The sequence below is a fragment of the Thalassospira sp. UBA848 genome, from assembly GCF_002295455.1.
Lineage (GTDB): Bacteria > Pseudomonadota > Alphaproteobacteria > Rhodospirillales > Thalassospiraceae > Thalassospira.
In genome coordinates this window covers 1-18,132 of sequence record NZ_DBGS01000102.1, presented here as the reverse complement: position 1 = coordinate 18,132, position 18,132 = coordinate 1, and the positions used below count along the sequence as shown (strand labels likewise).

The following is an 18,132-nucleotide window of genomic DNA, read 5'->3' as shown; positions in this document are numbered from 1 at the left end:
AAAGAACCCGGCAAGGGTATCAAGCTTCTCAGCCAGAGCCAGCGCAACCGACACCGGCGCTGTCGGGCACATGTCCGACGGACCGGCCGGTGCGTAATGCTCGGCAATGGCGTTGGCGACTTCCGGGGCTTCGCCGTCATTTTCGGCGTAGTATTTCCCCATCAGTCCCTGCAGTTCGGTGAATTCAAACACCATCTGCGACACCAGATCGGCCTTGCCGATTTCTGCTGCGCGGTCTGCCAGTTTGACATCGCAATTCGGAATGTCGGCTGACAGTTCACGTGCCAGACCGCGCAAACGCATGACACGTTCAGCAAGCGAGCCCAGCTTGGCATGGAAGACGATGTTATCAAGTTTCGGCAGACGCGATTGCAGCGTCACTTTCCGATCCTGATCCCAGAAGAATTTGGCATCATGCAGACGTGCACGCAGAACACGTTCGTTCCCGGCGATGATCTTGGCGTTTTGGTCTGCGGTAACCATGTTCGAAACCGTGATGAAGCGCGCGGCAAGTTTGCCTGCCTTGTCTTCGACCACGAAATATTTCTGATGTTCACGCATCGAGGTTTCCAGAACCTCTCGCGGGATGTCCATGAACTGGTCATCGACCTTGCCCATGACCGGAACCGGCCATTCGACCAGACCACAGACTTCTTCCAGAAGACCGTTGTCTTCCAGAAGCGCGAAGCCCTCGGACGTTGCCAGTTTCTTGGCACCCTCAAGGATGACCTGCTTGCGTTCTTCACGGTCAAGCATGACCTTGGCTGCGCGCAGTTTTTCCTTGTAGTCAGCGGCGTTCGCAACGCTGAACTCTGCCGGGGCCAGGAAACGATGACCACGGGTGGTATCGCGGGCGGTGACCGGACCGTAGGTGACCGGAATAACCTTGCCGTTAAACAGGCAAAGAATGCGGTCAAGCTGGCGCACCCAACGGATTTTCTGATCTGCCCAGCGCATGGATTTCGGCCAGGGCAGTTTGTTCATGGCATCTTCGATGATGTCGTTGATGACCTCGGACGCTGCGCGACCCTTCTGTTCGACAATGGCGAACAGGAAAACACCCTTGGGCGTTTCGCGTTTTTCGCACTGATCAAGGGTGACAGCATTGCCCGCAAGGAAGCCATTGATAGCCTTTTCCGGGGCATCGGCACGCGGACCCCGGCGCTCTTCGCGCAGGTCTGGCTGTTTTTCCGGCAGACCATCGACAATCAGGGTCAGGCGACGCGGGGTCACCAGTGCTTCGACCTTGTCAAACCCAAGGTCGGCGGCCTTCAGGCCATCAGTGACCAGTTTCGACAGGTCTTGTGCCGCACGTGCCTGCATGCGGGCCGGGATTTCTTCGGAAAACAGTTCAAGCAGCAATTCGGCCATGACTTAAGCCTCCTCGTTCAGATGGCCACGCGACCGCAGCCACGCTTCGCAGCAGGATTTCGACATGTCACGAACACGGCCGATATAGGCCGCACGTTCGGTCACGGAAATCACACCGCGCGCATCAAGGAGGTTAAACAGATGGGATGCCTTCATGGCCTGCTCATAGGCCGGCAGGGCCAGACCGCGTTCGATATTCACCGCACACTCGGCCTGGGCATCCTTGAAGTGCTGGAACAGCATGTCGGTGTTTGCGACTTCAAAGTTATAGGTCGACTGTTCGCGTTCATTCTGAAGGAACACGTCGCCATAACTTACGCCAGCGCCGTTGTAATCAAGGTCGTAAACGTTCTCGACACCCTGAATGTACATCGCCAGTCGTTCCAGACCGTAGGTCAGCTCGACCGGGACCGGGTTGCATTCAAAACCGCCGACTTGCTGGAAATAGGTGAACTGGGTGACTTCCATACCATCAAGCCACACTTCCCAGCCAAGACCCCATGCGCCCAGCGTCGGGCTTTCCCAGTCATCCTCGACAAAGCGAATATCATGGGCCATCGGGTCAATGCCCAGATGTTTGAGCGACCCCAGATACAAATCCTGCGAATTGGAGGGTGACGGCTTCATCAGCACCTGGAACTGGTAGTAGTGCTGCAGACGGTTGGGGTTCTCGCCGTAACGACCATCGGTCGGACGCCGGGACGGCTGAACATAGGCTGCATTCCAGGTTTCCGGACCAAGCGCGCGCAGGGTTGTCGCGGTGTGGAAGGTACCGGCACCAACTTCCAAGTCATAAGGCTGCAGGATGACACATCCCTGATCAGCCCAATAGCTTTGCAGTCGAAGAATGATTTCCTGGAATGAAGGGGGACGTTGCGACCCGTCGAGCGCCATGGCGCGAACTCTCTATTTCTGTTGTCTGTAAATTTAGTGCGGCAAGCTACCGCCCTGCCCCCGCGCGGTCAAGAAGGCAAAAGCCCTGAGACGCGCTGAATTTGCAACCCTTACATCCTGCCAAACGCCATCATGCCGCATTGCAGCAACATAGATCATCGATTATCGGGAAAAATCCAAGCCAAATTTGTGCGGATTGCCCCAAAGTCGAATGCCACAAACGCGATCTGATCGGAGCCCGGATTTTGTCGTTAAAAAGGCTTACGTGTCGCAGCGATGTGCATTGCCTTCGGCATGGTAAACGCCGCAATGCGGGCATTTTTCAAGCTCGTGGGCAATCGGCTTGGTTTGTTTTTTCTTTTCCTGGCCGGTTTGCTTGGGCTGCTCGTTGCTGGAAACCTGTTTGCTGCGGTTAAACAGCTTGAAGCCCTGCCAGACGACAACGACAACAAGCGCAGTGAAAAGGATTTTCGAAAAACTCAGCATGTCAGGTCCCAAAGCACGGATTTATCTGCGACATCCATCGCAGCCACTGTGCCCTTATATTGAAGTTCGACCGATTTAGAAACCGGGCAATGCCATTGGATTGCGCAAAAGGCGATCCGTTTCGGGCAAATAAGCCCCGCCTTCATCATGCAAAACGATCCCGCGCCGCATGGTTAATGGCGACGCAACGCCTTTACGCGCCGAGACAATCACACGCAAGGGCGCCTCGGCATCCGCTTTGCTCCAGATCGGATAAACCGTCATGTCACCGGCTCGCCCATGCAAAAGACCAATGATCCGGTCCAGATGATCGGCGCGATGCACCAACGTGATCCGTCCCTTTTGCCGCACCATTTTGAGGCAAAAGGCGATCCAGTCCTTAAGGTCTGCGGTGCCTTCCTGATGGGCTTTCGCACGGCTTTCATTGCTGGGCCGTGTGCCCCCGGCATAATAAGGCGGGTTGGAGATGACCTGATCAAAGCTTTCTGCCACCAGCGGCAGGCGGGCGTCATTGATGTCACCATGAACAGGCGTCACACGCCCCGCCAGATCATTTTCCATCACATTGCGACAAAACAGGGCGTACAGGTCATCTTGCAGCTCGACACCTGTAACCCTTGCTGCTTCAAGGCGACGCGCCACGCATAGCCCGGCCGATCCGACAGCCGCACCAACATCAAGGATCTTTTCGTCACGACGCGAATTGATCGAAACCGATGCAGCCAGCAACACCGCATCCACCGCCGCACGATAACCGTCGACAGGCTGCTTGAGCACCACCGACCCGCCAAGAAGATAATCATGACTGATCCGTTCTTCCGGGAAGTCGGGCACTTCAAAGCGTGTGGCTGTGCTCACCATCAAATGTCCTGATCTGTCATTCCGGGTTGATGCAAATGTTACTCAGACGTCACCGCGTCCGAAGCGTCACTTTTGGCGTTATGCTCATCCAGTTCGCGTCTGGCAAGATCAAGAACATATTTCGCGCGACTTTCTGCATCACCATCCACCATCAAACGCCTTGGCAAGGCACCGATGGACCCTTCGATGATACTGGCGTGGTAGTCAAAAATATGGCTGTCGATACCCTCATCGGCCAGAACAGCCTGTGCCCAGCTCAGCTCGATGGGATCGTTACTGCGAAAAAGTTCGATCATCTGCATTTTCCTTCAAACTGTGGTCTGGTCTTGCATACGTTGTGAAATAAGAAGAAATCCAAAAAACGATAATATCTCTATAATGTAGGAGCTTGCAGTCGTGGTTTACAAAATCCTCTGCAAGAAACCCTGAATTGTCTGCGGTTAAAGCAGGACTGGAACCGCATTTGTCCACTTGACCACAACAGCTAGGCCTATCTATGTTGAGGCCGCCTGCTGTTATTTGCAATCTTCGCCGACGCAGGCAGCGAAGATGCCATTTGAGAAGTCGGAATACAGCGTGACCAATACCGCACCGCAGACAAAGACTCAGCCGAGCCTTGATTCACTGGTCAACCTCGTCGACGACGACATGAAGCGCGTCAATCAGGTGATCATCGACAACATGCACAGTGAAGTCGCCCTGATTCCGCAACTGGCCACCCATCTTGTGGCTGCCGGCGGCAAACGCATGCGTCCGATGCTGACTTTGGCATCGGCACGGCTTTGTGGCTATGGCGACGGCCCGCATGCGGTCGATCTTGCGGCCTGTGTTGAGTTTATCCATACCGCAACCCTTCTGCATGATGACGTGGTCGACGAAAGCCAGCTGCGCCGTGGTCAGGCATCTGCCAATGCGCTGTTTGGCAACGAAGCCAGCGTTCTGGTAGGTGATTTCCTGTTTGCGCGCGCCTTTGTCGTGATGGTCAAAACCGGCTCCTTGCGCGTTCTTGATATTCTGGCACAGGCATCTGCCGTCATTGCCGAGGGCGAAGTTCTTCAACTTTCGACCGCCAATGACATGGGTACCTCCGAAGAGGCCTATCTGGAAGTCATCACCGCAAAAACCGCCGCGCTGTTTGGCGCGGCATCGCAGATTGGTGCCGTCATTGCCGACCGAACGGCCGAGGACGAAGAAGCGCTTCGTCTCTATGGGATCTATCTTGGCACCGCCTTCCAGCTGATTGACGATGTCTTGGATTATTCCGCCCATCAGGCAACCCTTGGCAAAACCGTCGGCGATGATTTCCGCGACGGCAAGGTGACGCTTCCGGTGATCATCGCCTATGCCAACGGTGACGAAGAGGAAAAAACCTTCTGGCGTCGCTGCATGGAAGATCAGGACTTCCAGGATGGCGATCTGGATCGAGCCCAGGAACTGATCCGCAAATATAATGCGCTTGATGCATCCATGGACCGTGCGCGTGAGTTTGGTCAAAAAGCAATCGACACCCTGTCACGCTTTGAAGATGGCCCGATCAAGGACGCCATGATTGAGGCTGTCGAGTTCTGCATTTCACGCCCGTACTGATCGATATTCCCGTGACGCATGCCGGGGTCACATGGGAAGGCGCAAAAATATCTTGCGTCGCCTGCGATAAACCATTATCACCCGGCTTCGCAGAATGACGGAGCGTAGCTCAGCCTGGTAGAGCACTGTCTTCGGGAGGCAGGGGTCGGAGGTTCGAATCCTCTCGCTCCGACCATCATTCAAAGGCCCTGAAACGTTTATGCGTTTCGGGGCCTTTTGCGTTTCAATCCGGGTTCTGTCGCGCCAACAACATGCGCGCGGCCATGAATTTCAATTGCTTGTTTCTTCCCCGCTCCACAACAACACCAAACTGGCATTTTTTCCGCCAAAACGTCGGGTTTATGCTTGATCCGCGCGGAAAGAAGGGATAAACCTCCGCCCACTGACGGAGCGTAGCTCAGCCTGGTAGAGCACTGTCTTCGGGAGGCAGGGGTCGGAGGTTCGAATCCTCTCGCTCCGACCATCAGTCGGGCGGTCTTTCTTTGAAAGGCCGCCCGTTTTCATTTCCGCGGGTAAACACCGTTGCGGATATCTGATCTGCCGCGTCTGCGCGATTGCATGCCAGCAACAGGCAGCAAGACTACAGTTCAGCCAACAACAAGACAAAATGATCCAAACGGATAGCGAATCCCCATACGATAAGTGGGGTAGAGACACCGCTGATGCGTAAACGACGGGGATCATAGAGCTTTTGGGCATTCAACTTTCGAACAAGATAGAAGAGTTCCAAATACGCATTCCCATGCGGAATTCCTGCTTTTGCGCCCGACAGCAAGTTGCGTTTTTGCGCTGCAATATGGATATTTTCTTTCGCCAACGATGAAACAAACTTGCTCATCCTTGCGAAATACGCTTATGCTTCGCCCTGCAACATAAAAATCGGGGAAAAAACCGCCCAAGAATAAAAGCAAAAGGCGGTGGTCGGCCTCACGTGGTATTACCAATTTCGGACTTCTTAGGGAGGAAGACGAATGACTTTTTCTAAAGTGCTTAAATCGGCAACCTGCGCTGCCGTTCTTGCTGCGGCTGCGTTCACGGCAGCTCCGTCTGATGCGGATGCACAGGAACGCGTTCGCTGGAAAATGGGCTCGACCTATCCGGGCAGCCTGACCCAGCTCGGTACGCTTGGCAAACGCGTCGAAGAGAAAATCGAACAGGTTTCCGGCGGCAATGTTCGCATCAAGTTTTATGAGCCGGGCGCACTTGTGCCGGCACTGGAAGTTTTCGATGCGGTTTCGACCGGCTCGATTGATGCCGCATTCTCCACCCCGGGTTACTGGGCAGGTAAGGTTCCGGCATTGCAGCTGTTTGGTGCCGTTCCGTTCGGCCCGCAGGCTGGTGAATATCTGGCATGGGTCAAGTTTGGCGGCGGCCAGGAAATCTTTGACAAGCTGTATGCCGAACATGGCATTAAGTCGCTGTTCTGCGGCCTGATCGCACCGGAAGCATCTGGTTGGTTCTCCAAGGAGATCAATTCGCCAGAAGACCTCAAAGGTCTGAAAATGCGCTTCTTCGGTCTTGGCGCAAAAGTGATGGAAAAACTTGGTGTTTCCACCCAGCTTCTGGCAGGCGGCGACATCTATCCGGCACTTGAGCTTGGCACCATTGATGCCACCGAATTCTCCATGCCGGCGATTGACCTGAAACTTGGCTTCCATCAGGTCGCGAAATACTACTACTTCCCGGGCTGGCATCAGCAGTCGACCCTGTTCGATCTGATGATGAACAAGGAAAAGTGGGATGCCCTTTCCGACACCCAGCGCGCCCAGATCGAATCTGTATGTAACGACAACCTTGCATATGGCTTCGCAGAAGGTGAAGCAATCCAGTTCGACGCTCTGAAAGAACTTCAGGAAAAAGGCGTGAACATCAAGAAGTGGTCGCCGGAAATGCTGGCAACCATGCGCGGTGCATGGGAAGAAGTTGCAACCGAGCTTTCGGCTGAAGACGCAAACTTCAAAATGGCCTATGAAAGCCTCCAGAGCTTCCGTGAAGACTACAAGATCTGGAAAGACATCGGATATCTCGAATAATCCAACAGGTCTGAACGACTGTTAAGACAGTCGACAAAAGCAAATCTCGGCAAGGCCGGGTGCCACGTGCCCCGGCCTTGACCGCGATAAGAAGACCCGGGAGACCTTCTATGGAAGCGCTACTGAAATTTAGTGACGGCATCGACGCCATCGTGACCCGTGTGGGCAAGTGGGCCAGCCTGCTGGCGATACCGTTGATGATCGTCATCCTGTACGACGTGATCCAACGTAAATTTGGCGGTCAGGGCTCCATCAAGCTGCAAGAGCTTGAGTGGCATCTCCATACCGGCCTGTTTATGTTGTGTTTTGGGTTCGCCTATATTCGCGACTCACATGTTCGTATCGAACTCATTCGTGACAATCTTCGCCCCCGCACCCGCGCCATCGTCGAAATGATCGGTGGCATTGTTTGTGTTTTGCCATTCTGTGCGTTGGTGCTGTATTTCGGTTTTGATTTTGTTGCCCGCTCCTTTGAAAACAACGAGGTATCGGCTGCGACAACCGGCCTGACCCATCGCTGGATCATCAAATCAACTATTCCCATCGGCTTTGGCCTTCTTGCCATGGCGGGGCTTTCAATCTTCCTGAAATGCTTCGTCTTTGTCTTTGGCCCGGCAAACCTGCATAAGCGCGCAGGCTATTATGTCGGCACTCACCACCTTGAAGACCTTGGCGCTGCCAAGATCGAAGACTGAGCGGAACGGGGATAATTCCAAATGGGTAACTTCTATATCGAAGACTGGTTTCCGCTGTTCATGTTTGCCTCGCTCGGCATTCTTGTCTTCACGGGACTTCCGGTTGCGTTCGTCATTTCAGGCATCGGGATCGGCTTTGGCTTCCTGGGCATCGCCTATGACGTTTTCTCCTTTATCGAATTTTTCAATATCGTCTCTCGCATCTGGGGCGGCATCTCCGAAAACATGGTGATGGTTGCTGTGCCGATGTTTATCTACATGGGCACGATGCTTGAAAAAAGTGGTGTTGCAGAAGACCTTCTGGAATGCCTCAACATGCTGCTGCGTAAAGTACCGGGCGGTCTTGCACTGTCGGTAACGCTGATGGGCACCATCATGGCAGCAACCACCGGCATTATCGGCGCATCCGTTGTCATGATGACCTTGCTGGCGCTGCCGGTGATGATGCGCCGCAACTATGATCCGTCGCTTGCGACAGGGACGATTGCCGCATCGGGAACGCTTGGCATTCTGATCCCGCCATCGATCATGCTGGTTCTGATGTCCGACCTTCTGTCGGTGTCGGTTGGTAACCTGTTCTTGGCGGCCATTCTGCCGGGCCTGATCCTTGCGGGTCTTTATACCGTTTATATTTTCGTGCGCTGCCAATTGAATCCGGGCCTTGCCCCACCCCTTCCAGAGGGTGAAGCCATCCATGGCAAGGATCTTGCGATGATGGTGGTGCGCAGCTTCCTGCCGCCGGTTTTCCTGATCGTTCTTGTTCTGGGCTCAATCTTTGCCGGATTTGCCACCCCGACCGAAGCCGCAGGTGTTGGTGCGGTTGGTGCGACCTTCCTGGCACTGGTTAAGGGGCGCCTTAAATGGCCGGTCCTCAAGGATGTTTGTGAACGTTCGGCCCTGACGGGGGCAATGCTGTTCTTCCTGTTTGCCGGTGCAACAGTGTTCTCCTATGTCTTCCGTTCACTGGGCGGCGATGATCTGGTGATCGATCTGGTGGAAAGTGCCGGTTTGGGGTCGTGGGGCATTCTGCTTCTGCTGATGCTCATCGTCTTCATCCTGGGCTTCTTCTTTGACTGGGTCGAGATCACCCTGATCGTTCTTCCGATCTTCGCACCGGTCATTGCCCAGCTTGATTTCGGTCATCACCTGGATATCGGTGGCCTTGAAGCAACCGAAGCACAGGTCCTGACCTGGTTTGCAGTCCTTGTGGCGGTGAACCTGCAAACAAGCTTCTTAACGCCACCGTTTGGGTTTGCCCTGTTCTACCTCAAGGGTGTGGCGCCAAAGTCGATCTCAATCCAGCAGATCTACAAGGGGATCATTCCCTTCGTCCTTCTGCAGGTTGTGGGGCTGTTGCTTGTGATGTACTTCCCTGAACTTGCACTCTGGATGCCTAATACGCTGCTTGAGTAGCAAGAGGCTTTCGAAACGAACGACAAAGGGCGCTGTTGCAAAGACAGCGCCCTTTTTGATTTGGTTCGATTTGGCAAGAACAGCTCAACAAAAAACCGCCCGGATGATGCACATCGGGCGGTCTGGATTTCGCAGCGATTTGGTCAATAGTGATTGGCTGCAATCAGTGGTGCATGGCCCGTTCACCGGGGAGCTGCAACATACGGCCCATCAGATAGTCAACATCATCTGAGTCAAACTCGACCCCAAGATCACCATACTGGGTCAGAACCCGTTCGATCATCCGTCGGGAATAGCGTTCCTTGTCGTGTTCTTCACCATCAAAGGAGGTCTCGCGCGCTACCTCGATCGCAGCACGAACACCGGGGAAGAAATGCTCTGGCATGCTGGCCTTGTTGTAAATCGCCTCAAGACCAAACGGGCCGCTGTCGTGAATGAGAATACGGGTATTGATCAGCGAAACACCGGCCCTTTTCGCCAGCGCAGCCTCGAAGAAGGACACATCCCCCATGCACAGCGCACGCAGGATCAGACCGCTGGTCAGGCGATTGTTTGTGTAAAGATGCTCGACAAGCAGTTCAACATCGCGTTCTTCCACCCCGTCACCCAGCAGGCCAATGGTCGCACTTTCCTGCGACTGGGTCATCACGGCATTCACGATGCCCTCGGGGATATGACCACGCGAAATCAGTTGCGACCGCATCCGTTCAGATACCAGTGTCACCATGCGTTCGGCGATCGTGATCGGCAAGTGATTACGTTCGATCATCGGCTTCTGAATGCGTTCATTGTCGCCGAAATCATCAACAACCTTTTGCAGCGAAACTTCACTGATTTCTGCGCCCTGGTTTGACATCAGATCGACCATCACGTCTTCATGACCGATATCAACAAGCGTTGCCGAAACAACCTCGGACACGTGGGCGCGCGAGGCGATGGCCCGTTGCTTTTCGACGCTGTCTGCATTGTCACCAATGATGTCGACCAGGTCGTCATCATTGAGGACTTCGGAGAATTCCAGAACCGGCAACGCAACATCATCAACATCACGTGCAAGTGTTGCCGCAACATCGTGCGGGACCAAAGGTGTCTGGGCGAGGTTCTTGGCAAGGGCCTTGCGCACACGCACTTCGGCGTCACGGATCATCAAACGGAAAATATCTTCCGCCAGAACACGTTCGCTGTCCGTCAATGTTTCAGTAGTGAATTCACGACTGATTTTTTCGGCGGTATCCGCACGGTTTTCCCCTGACGGGTCCTGAACCAGCTTGCTCAGATCTTCTTTGGTGATACGTGGCAATAGATATCTCCTGGCACGCTTCTCATATGGCTGCCAATTTACTGCGCAAGATTATACTTCTGGCAGGAAATCGACAAACATATTTTCCATAGTTGGGGCACAAGGCCCTGATTTTCAACCATCCTGTTGATCAATACACATCGGGAACCTTTCCCCGGTGCCAAAAGGATGAAATCTGACTGCCTGCCGCCATGGCGGAAACACACTATTTGAGTCGTAAATTATTTGCCAGCAATCAAAAAACGAGAAATCTGGCAAATTCCGTCAGCACCGACCACAAATTGACTAAACTCAAATTGTTCTTATCGACACTATGTTAAATCTGGTTACCAGTTTTTGAAGATCAACCGGTCTTGCACGTGTTCGACGCATGACAATATACCGCGTTGACCTTTTGATTACCCACAGATGTGCCAACAACTGGCGCATCATCCCGATCACCGGGAATATTGAAAGAAGAGAGAGGCTCCATAATGACGTTTCCGCGCAAACTGGCTCTCGTTGCCAGCTCCCTCGCCTTCCTGTCTGCGGCTCCTGCGCTTGCCGGTGATGCGGCAAAAGGTGAAAAACTGTTCAAGCGCTGCGCTGCCTGCCACAGCCTTGAAGCAGGCGTAAACAAGGTCGGCCCCAGCCTTGCCGATTCTGTCGGTCGTGAATGCGGTACGGTTGAAGGCTACAAATACGGGAGTGGTTATCAGGCTGCATGTGAAAAAGGCTTCGTAGCAGACGAGGCATTCCTGACCGACTACCTGCGGGATCCGTCTGCCAAGCTCAGCGAAATCGCTGGCTCCAAGCAGCGCTCCAAAATGGCCTTCAAGCTCAAGAAGGATGAGGATATCGCCGACATTATTGAATTCCTCAAAACGCAGTAATCTTTGCGTCCCGTTTGAAATGCAAAATGGCCGGCGCTTTGTGCCCGGCCATTTTCAATTTTGTTTGTGATTTACCAATGCTGGCTGCAACGCCAGGCAAATACTCTGGCGTTAGGCAGCTTCTCGCCGACGCAGCAACTCTTCACCGACTGCGCGCATTTGCTCAACCGTCGCCACATTGAGCGTCGATGTGACTTCGAGTTCACGGTCTTCGTAAACATCACGGTCCGGGTGTTTTTCCTTCCAGTCGGCGACAGCCTGATCGCGTTCACGTATCAGTTTTTCAATCTGTGGTCGGAACAGCACCATCATGCCCGAGACCCAGCGATTGACCGGCCAGGATGGCTGCGCATGATCAATGACAAACCCGTCAAGCATGCTAATCACGTCTTCTGCATCATACCAGACTTCGCCAGTGACCCATCGGTTGGTCGAAAACAGACGCTGACAGAAGCCGAATTCATCCATCGAAAATGCGATCAGATGCGAAAGTGCATCATTTGGGCCTTCGGGATAGTCAAAACCTTCTATCTCTTTTGGTTTGCAACCCTCCGGCATCCCGCGCGGACGCATGAATGTGTGGAAATGTCCATGTTCATCCCAGTCCCGGCGTTCTTCCTTGGGATGGGCATGATAATAGAATTGGGCATGTGACTGGCGATCATAGACATCACCTTCGGGGTAATGTGTCCATTCATAGAATGTGCCGGCACTTTTGATCAGTTCACCAACAATGTTGTCGCCCGTTGCTGTGAGCACCCGATGACATTCCATAACATCGCGACCGGCGGCCAACATTTTTTCAAGTTGGGCTGTCGGGATCGACGCCAAATCAAGTGTGTGTTCAGTCATTTCTTCACCAACATTGTTGCAATCCATCCATTACTTTGCCGATGCAAATTAAGATGGTTTTTGCCCCGTCGCGCCAATGAAACCCTATCAACAGTTAGTGATTCCTGGTTGGCTTGCAAAATCTAATCTTTGGCAGACGCGACGTTATCGATCGCGCATCACCCGGAAACCGATCAGGATATGCTTCAGGAATTCCGGACGTCCATGGCGCGCAGCGGGACGGCAAACACCGCAACCGCGATCATCCCAGGAACCACCCTTAACAATCCGATAGCCTGCCTGGGAAGATGATGACGTCCATTCGAAAACTTGTCCAACACCGTCATAAAGACCAAAGGGACCTTCTTCAAACTGACCGACCGGCATGGTATCAAACGGCCCCTTGTCCGCACTGTTCAGGCGGTCAGCGTCAAAAATATTGCCCCATGGATAAAAGGTTCCATCCGGCCCGCGTGCAGCCTTTTCCCAATGCAGTTCGTCTGGCAAATGCCAGGTGTCACCGGTTTTGTCGCTCAGCCACTGGGCATAGGCATTTGCATCCTGCCATGACACCAGAACCACAGGATGATCACCCCGCCCTGTTGGCGGACTGTCATCGTTCCACAAAAACGGCAAGATGGTTTCGTAGTTGTAAATCAGCCCCTGACGTTCCCAATCTTCCTGACTTATGTCTGGTGCCGGGTGCCCGGTTTCCTGAACAAAAGCGGCATATTGGTCATTCGTGACCGGTGTTTTGCCGATATCATAGCCCAAAAGGTGAACGTGCCATTTGTCACTTTCGAGATCATACCAGCGATTACGCCGGCTGATGTCATGACCATAGACCTGCTCATCAATCTGATAAGCATACTGGCGTTCGACGGAATCCGATCCTTGCCAGAACCATCCTGAAGGAATCTGAACCATTTCGGGAATCTCGCCGTTCGCAGCCTGTGCCTGGGAAACTCCGACAACACACGCAACAGCGCAAAACTTCCCGATATCGACGATACAGTTCCCTAATCTCATAAAACTTCCGTTCCGATCGGTGGCATGGCTCACACTTTTTTCAAGCCGGGCCGCACGTTCAGTATCATTCACCCATCCTTTCAACATGAGGAAATTTCACCGCACTTTCAATCGGTTTGACCATCATGTTGAAGGATTTACGACATTTTCTTTATGGAACAGCCCCCTAGTCAAGCGCATTGCAGCACCCGCATGGAACACGCGCGACTCACATAACAGTGAAACCATGTGACGCCGCTTCTTGTGAAATTTGGACCATAGTGCCCTCACCGATGGGCGAAGGAACGCCCGAGGTTAAACTTACCGAACCGTCAGAGAGGCACCAAATGACTAAGAAATCCATGACCTTCACGCAAAAGGCACTGATCCCGGCAATGGCAATCGGCACCAGCCTTGCCATGGCGACCCCGATGGCAATGGCATCCCCGCTTCCGGCACCGACTGCCGAAGTCGCCAGCTGTTCGCCCTGCAGCCCGTGTGCTGCCAATCCTTGTGCCGCAAACCCGTGTGCTGCAAATCCTTGCGCAGCCAAGAAAGTCGTTAATCCATGCAGCCCGTGTGCCGCCAACCCATGTGCAGCAAACAATCCATGCGCTGCCAATCCGTGCGCCGCAAACCCGTGTGCAGCGAACTGATTACTTGATCCGTCCCAACGGCAACGGGGGCGATGCTTCGGCATCGCCCCCGTTTTTTGTTCAATGCAAACTGCGTGCGCGGACTAGTCGCGAACGACCATGACCGAACAATCCGCATGGCGCACAACGCGCGCTGCGTTGGGCCCCAAAAGATAGTCTTTCAATTCCGGACGGTGTGAGCCGATCACGGTCAGATCGCAATTGGTCTTTTTGGCGATCTGCAAGATAACCTCATACACCGTGCCCTGCCCTACGATATGCTGAACCTTGATGTCCGAGGGAATGTGCTCGGACACGAATTCGTGCAGACGTTCGTTATAGGCATCCAGAACCTTGGTTTCATAGCCCTTCGGGAAGAACTGGCCGACCATCGACATCCCGACCGTGGGCACCACGGTCAGAACATGAAGGCGCGCACCAAAGCTTTGCGCTTGCTTGATGGCTACCGGAACGGCCTTCTTCCAGGAAGACTCATGATCAAGATCTACTGTGACCAGAATATCCTTGTACATGTTCACTCTCCCTGTCAGGCCGTACCAAGCGCATCTTCACTGCGCTTGCGTCGGCGTTGAAGAACTATGATCCCGCCCAGCAACAGGAAGGCCGGGATAAAGAAGACTTCCTTGGCCGGACGATCAGCTTCGACCTTTACCGCGGTGATTTCAAAATCGAAATCAAGACCGGCTTTCTCTGCCGGACCGGCAAAGACCAGATCATCAATATAGATGCGGCCATCTTCATTACGAATGCCAATACCCGCATGATAAAGGCGATCCTCACCCGATGCTGCCGGACCAAGCGGCAACATCACGGATTTGGAAACCTCATCGCCTTCGATGCTGATGCCTTCAACATCCAGAAGAATGCTGGTTTCAGGTGGCATGTTGGCTGCGTCTTCAACAATCGTGGTTGCCGGCAGGTTTTCATAAGGCGGCGCGATCATGTCGAGCCAGAAACCCGGACGGAACAGGGTGAATGCGATCAACAGCAATGCCGCACTTTCCCACAGCTTCGAACGGGCAAAGAAATACCCTTGCGTTGCTGCGGCAAAGATAAGCATGGCAATTGTCGACACCACCACCACGATCACCACATCCACCGGATGATCCAGACCAATCATCAGAAGCTCGGTGTTGAACAGGAACAGGAAGGGCAATACGGCTGTGCGCATCGAATAGAAGAACGCGACCAGGCCTGTCTTCATCGGATCTGACCCCGAAACCGCGGCCGCAGCAAAGGATGCCAGACCCACGGGTGGCGTCACATCGGCCATGATGCCGAAATAGAAGACGAACAGGTGAACCGCAATCAGCGGCACGATCAGTCCGTTCGCGGCCCCCAGTTCAACGATCACCGGTGCCATCAGGCTCGAAACCACGATGTAGTTTGCCGTGGTCGGAAGCCCCATGCCAAGGATCAGGCTGATCACGGCGGTAAAGATCAGGATCAGCATGAGGTTGCCGCCCGAAATCAGTTCGACGAATTCAACCATCACCTGACCGATACCGGTCAGCGACACCGTGCCGACAATGATACCCGCTGCCGCCGTTGCCACACCGATCCCGATCATGTTGCGAGCACCGGTCGCGAAACCGTCAATCACATCGATCAAGCCAAGCTTCAGGTCATTGACCACATCATGGCTTTTACGGAAAACGCCCTTGGCGGCATGTTGGGTCAGCATGATGAAGATCATCAGAACCGTTGCCCAAAATGCCGAGAGCCCCGGTGACTTCAGCTCGATCATCAGGAACCAGACCAGAACCACAACCGGCAACAGATAATGCAGGCCGGCCTTTGCGGTTTCACCCAACGGCGGGAGCTCCAGAACCGGCTGGTTGGGATCATCCATCTCAAGGTCCGGATACTTGGCCGCGTAATAGAGCCCTGCGAGATAGATTGCGGCACACTCAATCGCCACGACCCACCCAACGCCATCACCGAAAAGCCCCTTCTGGAAGACGATGGCGTAATACACGATACCGGAAAGCACCACGAGCGACAGAACGAACAGAAGCGATCTGATCAAGGTCTGACCAAGAGTGGAAGTAACCCGTTTCGGCAGGCCCTTCATGTTCGCCTTAAGCGCTTCAAGGTGAACAATGTAGATCAACGCGATATAGGAAATCGTTGCTGGCAGGAAAGCATGCTTGATGACTTCCGGATACGGAATGCCGACATATTCCACCATCAGGAAGGCCGCAGCCCCCATGACCGGCGGCATGATCTGACCATTGACCGAGGAAGCCACTTCGACCGCCCCGGCTTTTTCACCCGGGAAGCCAACGCGCTTCATCAGCGGAATGGTAAAGGTACCGGTCGTCACAACATTGGCAATCGAGGACCCTGAAATAAGACCCGTCATTGCCGATGACAAAACCGCTGCCTTGGCCGGACCACCACGCATATGACCAAGGGCCGCAAACGCCACCTTGATGAAATAGTTCCCCGCGCCGGCTTTATCGAGAAGCGATCCAAACAGGACAAACAGGAAGACAAAGCTGGTCGACACGCCAAGTGCGATACCAAACACGCCTTCGGTCGTGATCCACTGATGCGACATCGCCTTGGAGAAGCTCGCCCCGCTCCATTGCAGAACATCGGGCACCCACGGTGCATTGCCAAAGAAGACATAGGACAGGAACACCATCGCAACGATCATCAAGGGCGGGCCAAGTGCGCGACGGGTTGCCTCGAGCAACATGACAAGACCAACACCGGCCGCAACAAGGTCAGCGGTGATCGGAAGCCCCGGACGATCCGACAATTCGCGATAGAAAATGTAAATATAGGCCGCACAGAACGCGCCTACGGCGGCCAGAACCCAGTCAATGATCGGGATATAACTGCGCGGCGAATTCTTGAAGGCGGGATAAGCCATAAAGGCCAGGAAAATTGCAAACGCGAGATGGATCGACCGCGCCTCGGTCGAGTTCAAAACGCCAAAATTAAAGATAAATGGCAATGGCGAGGCCATCCACAGCTGGAACAGCGACCATGCAACTGCAAGCCAGAGTAATATTTTCGCCGTCAAACCTGTCGGCTGACGGGCCCCTGTATCATTTTCCGCAATCAGGTCCTGCAGCCCCTGATCGACGGACCGATTTTCGGTTTTCTTATCGTCAGTCATCACAAACTCCCGGTCACTACGAAAGCCAATTGAACTGGTGGTCCAGAAACAAAAAGCCTCCGTCGACACACACCCGGTCCCCAACGGAGTACTCCAACACCCAAATGATGGTGTTCGTATTATTCAATTTTTGTGAGCAAACCCGCTGGGCGCAAAAGCAAAACGGAGGGCGAAAACGCCCTCCGTCCCAAACCTGATTACATCAGGCCTGCTTCTTTGTAGTACTGCGCAGCGCCGTCATGCAGCGGAGCCGACAGACCGTCCTTGATCATTTCGTCTTTCTGCAGGACACCAAATGCCGGATGCAGCTTTTTGAAGTCATCAAAGTTTTCGAAGACTGCTTTGACAACGTTGTAGACGATGTCTGCATCGGTGTTGGTCGAGGATACGAAGGTCGCACCAACGCCGAAGGTCACAACATCATCCGGGTTACCGCGATACATGCCGCCCGGAATGGTGGCTGCACGGTAGTACGGGTTGTCAGCGATCAGCTTGTCGATTGCCGGACCGGCAACTTCAACCAGAACCGAATCACAGGCAGTGGTTGCTTCCTGGATCGAACCGGACGGGTGACCAACGGTGTAGATCATCGCGTCGATCTTGTTGTCACAAAGTGCCTGGGACTGTTCAGCCGGCTTCAGTTCGGATGCCAGCGAGAAGTCATCAAGGGTCCAGCCCTTGGCAGCAAGAACGATATCCATGGTGCCGCGCTGACCGGAACCCGGGTTACCGATGTTCACGCGCTTGCCTTTGAGGTCGTCAAAGGTCTTGATGCCGGCATCTGCACGGGCAACAACGGTGAACGGCTCCGGATGGACGGAGAACACAGCGCGCAGGTCTTCAAACGGACCCTGGTCTTCGAATTTCGAAGTACCGTTATAGGCATGGTACTGCCAGTCAGACTGGGCAACACCCATGTCCAGCTCGCCGGTACGAATGGTGTTGATGTTGTAAACCGAACCACCAGTGGATTCGACCGAGCAACGAATACCGTG

At 53.9% G+C, this 18,132-nt stretch carries 18 protein-coding genes and 2 tRNA genes; 7 read left to right on the top strand and 13 right to left on the bottom strand.

Going from position 1 to position 18,132, the window contains the following annotated elements; translation table 11 throughout:
- The 5 genes from glyS to B2R48_RS14215 all read right to left on the bottom strand — a co-directional run.
- A partial coding sequence (gene glyS, locus B2R48_RS14235) for a glycine--tRNA ligase subunit beta (RefSeq protein ID WP_297001623.1) occupies window positions 1-1,371 on the bottom strand: 1,371 nt, incomplete at its 3' end.
- 3 nt (window positions 1,372-1,374) lie between these two features.
- On the bottom strand, window positions 1,375-2,265 hold the full coding sequence (locus B2R48_RS14230) for a glycine--tRNA ligase subunit alpha (RefSeq protein WP_062956213.1): 891 nt from the start codon (window positions 2,263-2,265) through the stop codon (window positions 1,375-1,377).
- 261 nt (window positions 2,266-2,526) lie between these two features.
- Window positions 2,527-2,751: a hypothetical protein gene (locus B2R48_RS14225; protein WP_062956214.1), complete on the bottom strand. Its 225-nt coding sequence runs from the start codon at window positions 2,749-2,751 to the stop codon at window positions 2,527-2,529.
- A gap of 75 nt (window positions 2,752-2,826) precedes the next feature.
- Window positions 2,827-3,612, bottom strand: coding sequence for a tRNA1(Val) (adenine(37)-N6)-methyltransferase (locus B2R48_RS14220; RefSeq protein WP_297001617.1), 786 nt, complete (start codon window positions 3,610-3,612; stop codon window positions 2,827-2,829).
- A 38-nt stretch (window positions 3,613-3,650) separates the two neighbouring features.
- Window positions 3,651-3,908 (bottom strand): DUF2007 domain-containing protein, encoded by a 258-nt coding sequence (locus B2R48_RS14215; protein ID WP_062957236.1) that lies wholly within the window; start codon window positions 3,906-3,908, stop codon window positions 3,651-3,653.
- A 253-nt stretch (window positions 3,909-4,161) separates the two neighbouring features.
- Here B2R48_RS14215 and B2R48_RS14210 point away from each other — a divergent pair, with 253 nt between their 5' ends.
- The 3 genes from B2R48_RS14210 (at window position 4,162) to B2R48_RS14200 (ending at window position 5,662) form a co-directional block, all read left to right on the top strand.
- On the top strand, window positions 4,162-5,199 hold the full coding sequence (locus tag B2R48_RS14210; protein ID WP_213473904.1) for a polyprenyl synthetase family protein: 1,038 nt from the start codon (window positions 4,162-4,164) through the stop codon (window positions 5,197-5,199).
- A 98-nt stretch (window positions 5,200-5,297) separates the two neighbouring features.
- A tRNA-Pro gene (locus tag B2R48_RS14205) sits at window positions 5,298-5,374 on the top strand.
- Window positions 5,375-5,585: 211 nt separating this feature from the next.
- A tRNA-Pro gene (locus B2R48_RS14200) sits at window positions 5,586-5,662 on the top strand.
- Between the two features lie 117 nt (window positions 5,663-5,779).
- On the opposite strand, the gene B2R48_RS14195 is transcribed toward B2R48_RS14200, so the two are convergent.
- On the bottom strand, window positions 5,780-6,037 hold the full coding sequence (locus B2R48_RS14195; protein ID WP_297001612.1) for a hypothetical protein: 258 nt from the start codon (window positions 6,035-6,037) through the stop codon (window positions 5,780-5,782).
- A gap of 133 nt (window positions 6,038-6,170) precedes the next feature.
- On the opposite strand from B2R48_RS14195, the gene B2R48_RS14190 reads away from it, so the two are divergent.
- The 3 genes from B2R48_RS14190 to B2R48_RS14180 all read left to right on the top strand — a co-directional run bounded on the left by B2R48_RS14190 (window position 6,171) and on the right by B2R48_RS14180 (window position 9,340).
- Entirely contained in the window at window positions 6,171-7,232 is a 1,062-nt protein-coding gene (locus tag B2R48_RS14190) for a TRAP transporter substrate-binding protein (protein WP_213473902.1), read from the top strand.
- A 110-nt stretch (window positions 7,233-7,342) separates the two neighbouring features.
- Complete coding sequence (locus B2R48_RS14185; RefSeq protein ID WP_062956218.1) at window positions 7,343-7,927, top strand: TRAP transporter small permease subunit; 585 nt, start codon at window positions 7,343-7,345, stop codon at window positions 7,925-7,927.
- Between the two features lie 21 nt (window positions 7,928-7,948).
- Entirely contained in the window at window positions 7,949-9,340 is a 1,392-nt protein-coding gene (locus B2R48_RS14180; RefSeq protein WP_062956219.1) for a TRAP transporter large permease, read from the top strand.
- A gap of 163 nt (window positions 9,341-9,503) precedes the next feature.
- Here B2R48_RS14180 and B2R48_RS14175 read toward each other — a convergent pair whose 3' ends face one another.
- A complete protein-coding gene (locus B2R48_RS14175; RefSeq protein ID WP_062956220.1) occupies window positions 9,504-10,640 on the bottom strand; it encodes a DUF2336 domain-containing protein in 1,137 nt (378 codons plus the stop codon).
- A gap of 473 nt (window positions 10,641-11,113) precedes the next feature.
- Here B2R48_RS14175 and B2R48_RS14170 point away from each other — a divergent pair, with 473 nt between their 5' ends.
- The gene (locus B2R48_RS14170) at window positions 11,114-11,512 is read left to right on the top strand and encodes a c-type cytochrome (RefSeq protein ID WP_297001603.1); all 399 of its coding nucleotides are present in this window, start codon (window positions 11,114-11,116) and stop codon (window positions 11,510-11,512) included.
- A 111-nt stretch (window positions 11,513-11,623) separates the two neighbouring features.
- On the opposite strand, the gene B2R48_RS14165 is transcribed toward B2R48_RS14170, so the two are convergent.
- The 6 genes from B2R48_RS14165 to B2R48_RS14140 form a co-directional block, all read right to left on the bottom strand.
- Window positions 11,624-12,364 carry a DUF6969 family protein gene (locus B2R48_RS14165; protein WP_297001600.1) on the bottom strand — a complete coding sequence of 247 codons (741 nt, stop codon included), beginning with the start codon at window positions 12,362-12,364 and terminating at the stop codon, window positions 11,624-11,626.
- 144 nt (window positions 12,365-12,508) lie between these two features.
- Complete coding sequence (locus tag B2R48_RS14160; RefSeq protein WP_062956222.1) at window positions 12,509-13,372, bottom strand: formylglycine-generating enzyme family protein; 864 nt, start codon at window positions 13,370-13,372, stop codon at window positions 12,509-12,511.
- A gap of 208 nt (window positions 13,373-13,580) precedes the next feature.
- Window positions 13,581-13,973 carry a hypothetical protein gene (locus tag B2R48_RS14155; RefSeq protein WP_297001594.1) on the bottom strand — a complete coding sequence of 131 codons (393 nt, stop codon included), beginning with the start codon at window positions 13,971-13,973 and terminating at the stop codon, window positions 13,581-13,583.
- 117 nt (window positions 13,974-14,090) lie between these two features.
- The gene (locus B2R48_RS14150) at window positions 14,091-14,519 is read right to left on the bottom strand and encodes a universal stress protein (RefSeq protein ID WP_297001592.1); all 429 of its coding nucleotides are present in this window, start codon (window positions 14,517-14,519) and stop codon (window positions 14,091-14,093) included.
- A gap of 14 nt (window positions 14,520-14,533) precedes the next feature.
- Window positions 14,534-17,137, bottom strand: a complete 2,604-nt coding sequence (locus tag B2R48_RS14145) for a TRAP transporter permease (protein WP_062956225.1) — start codon at window positions 17,135-17,137, stop codon at window positions 14,534-14,536.
- Between the two features lie 197 nt (window positions 17,138-17,334).
- On the bottom strand, window positions 17,335-18,132 hold a 798-nt coding region (locus tag B2R48_RS14140), incomplete at its 5' end, for a TAXI family TRAP transporter solute-binding subunit (RefSeq protein ID WP_297001587.1).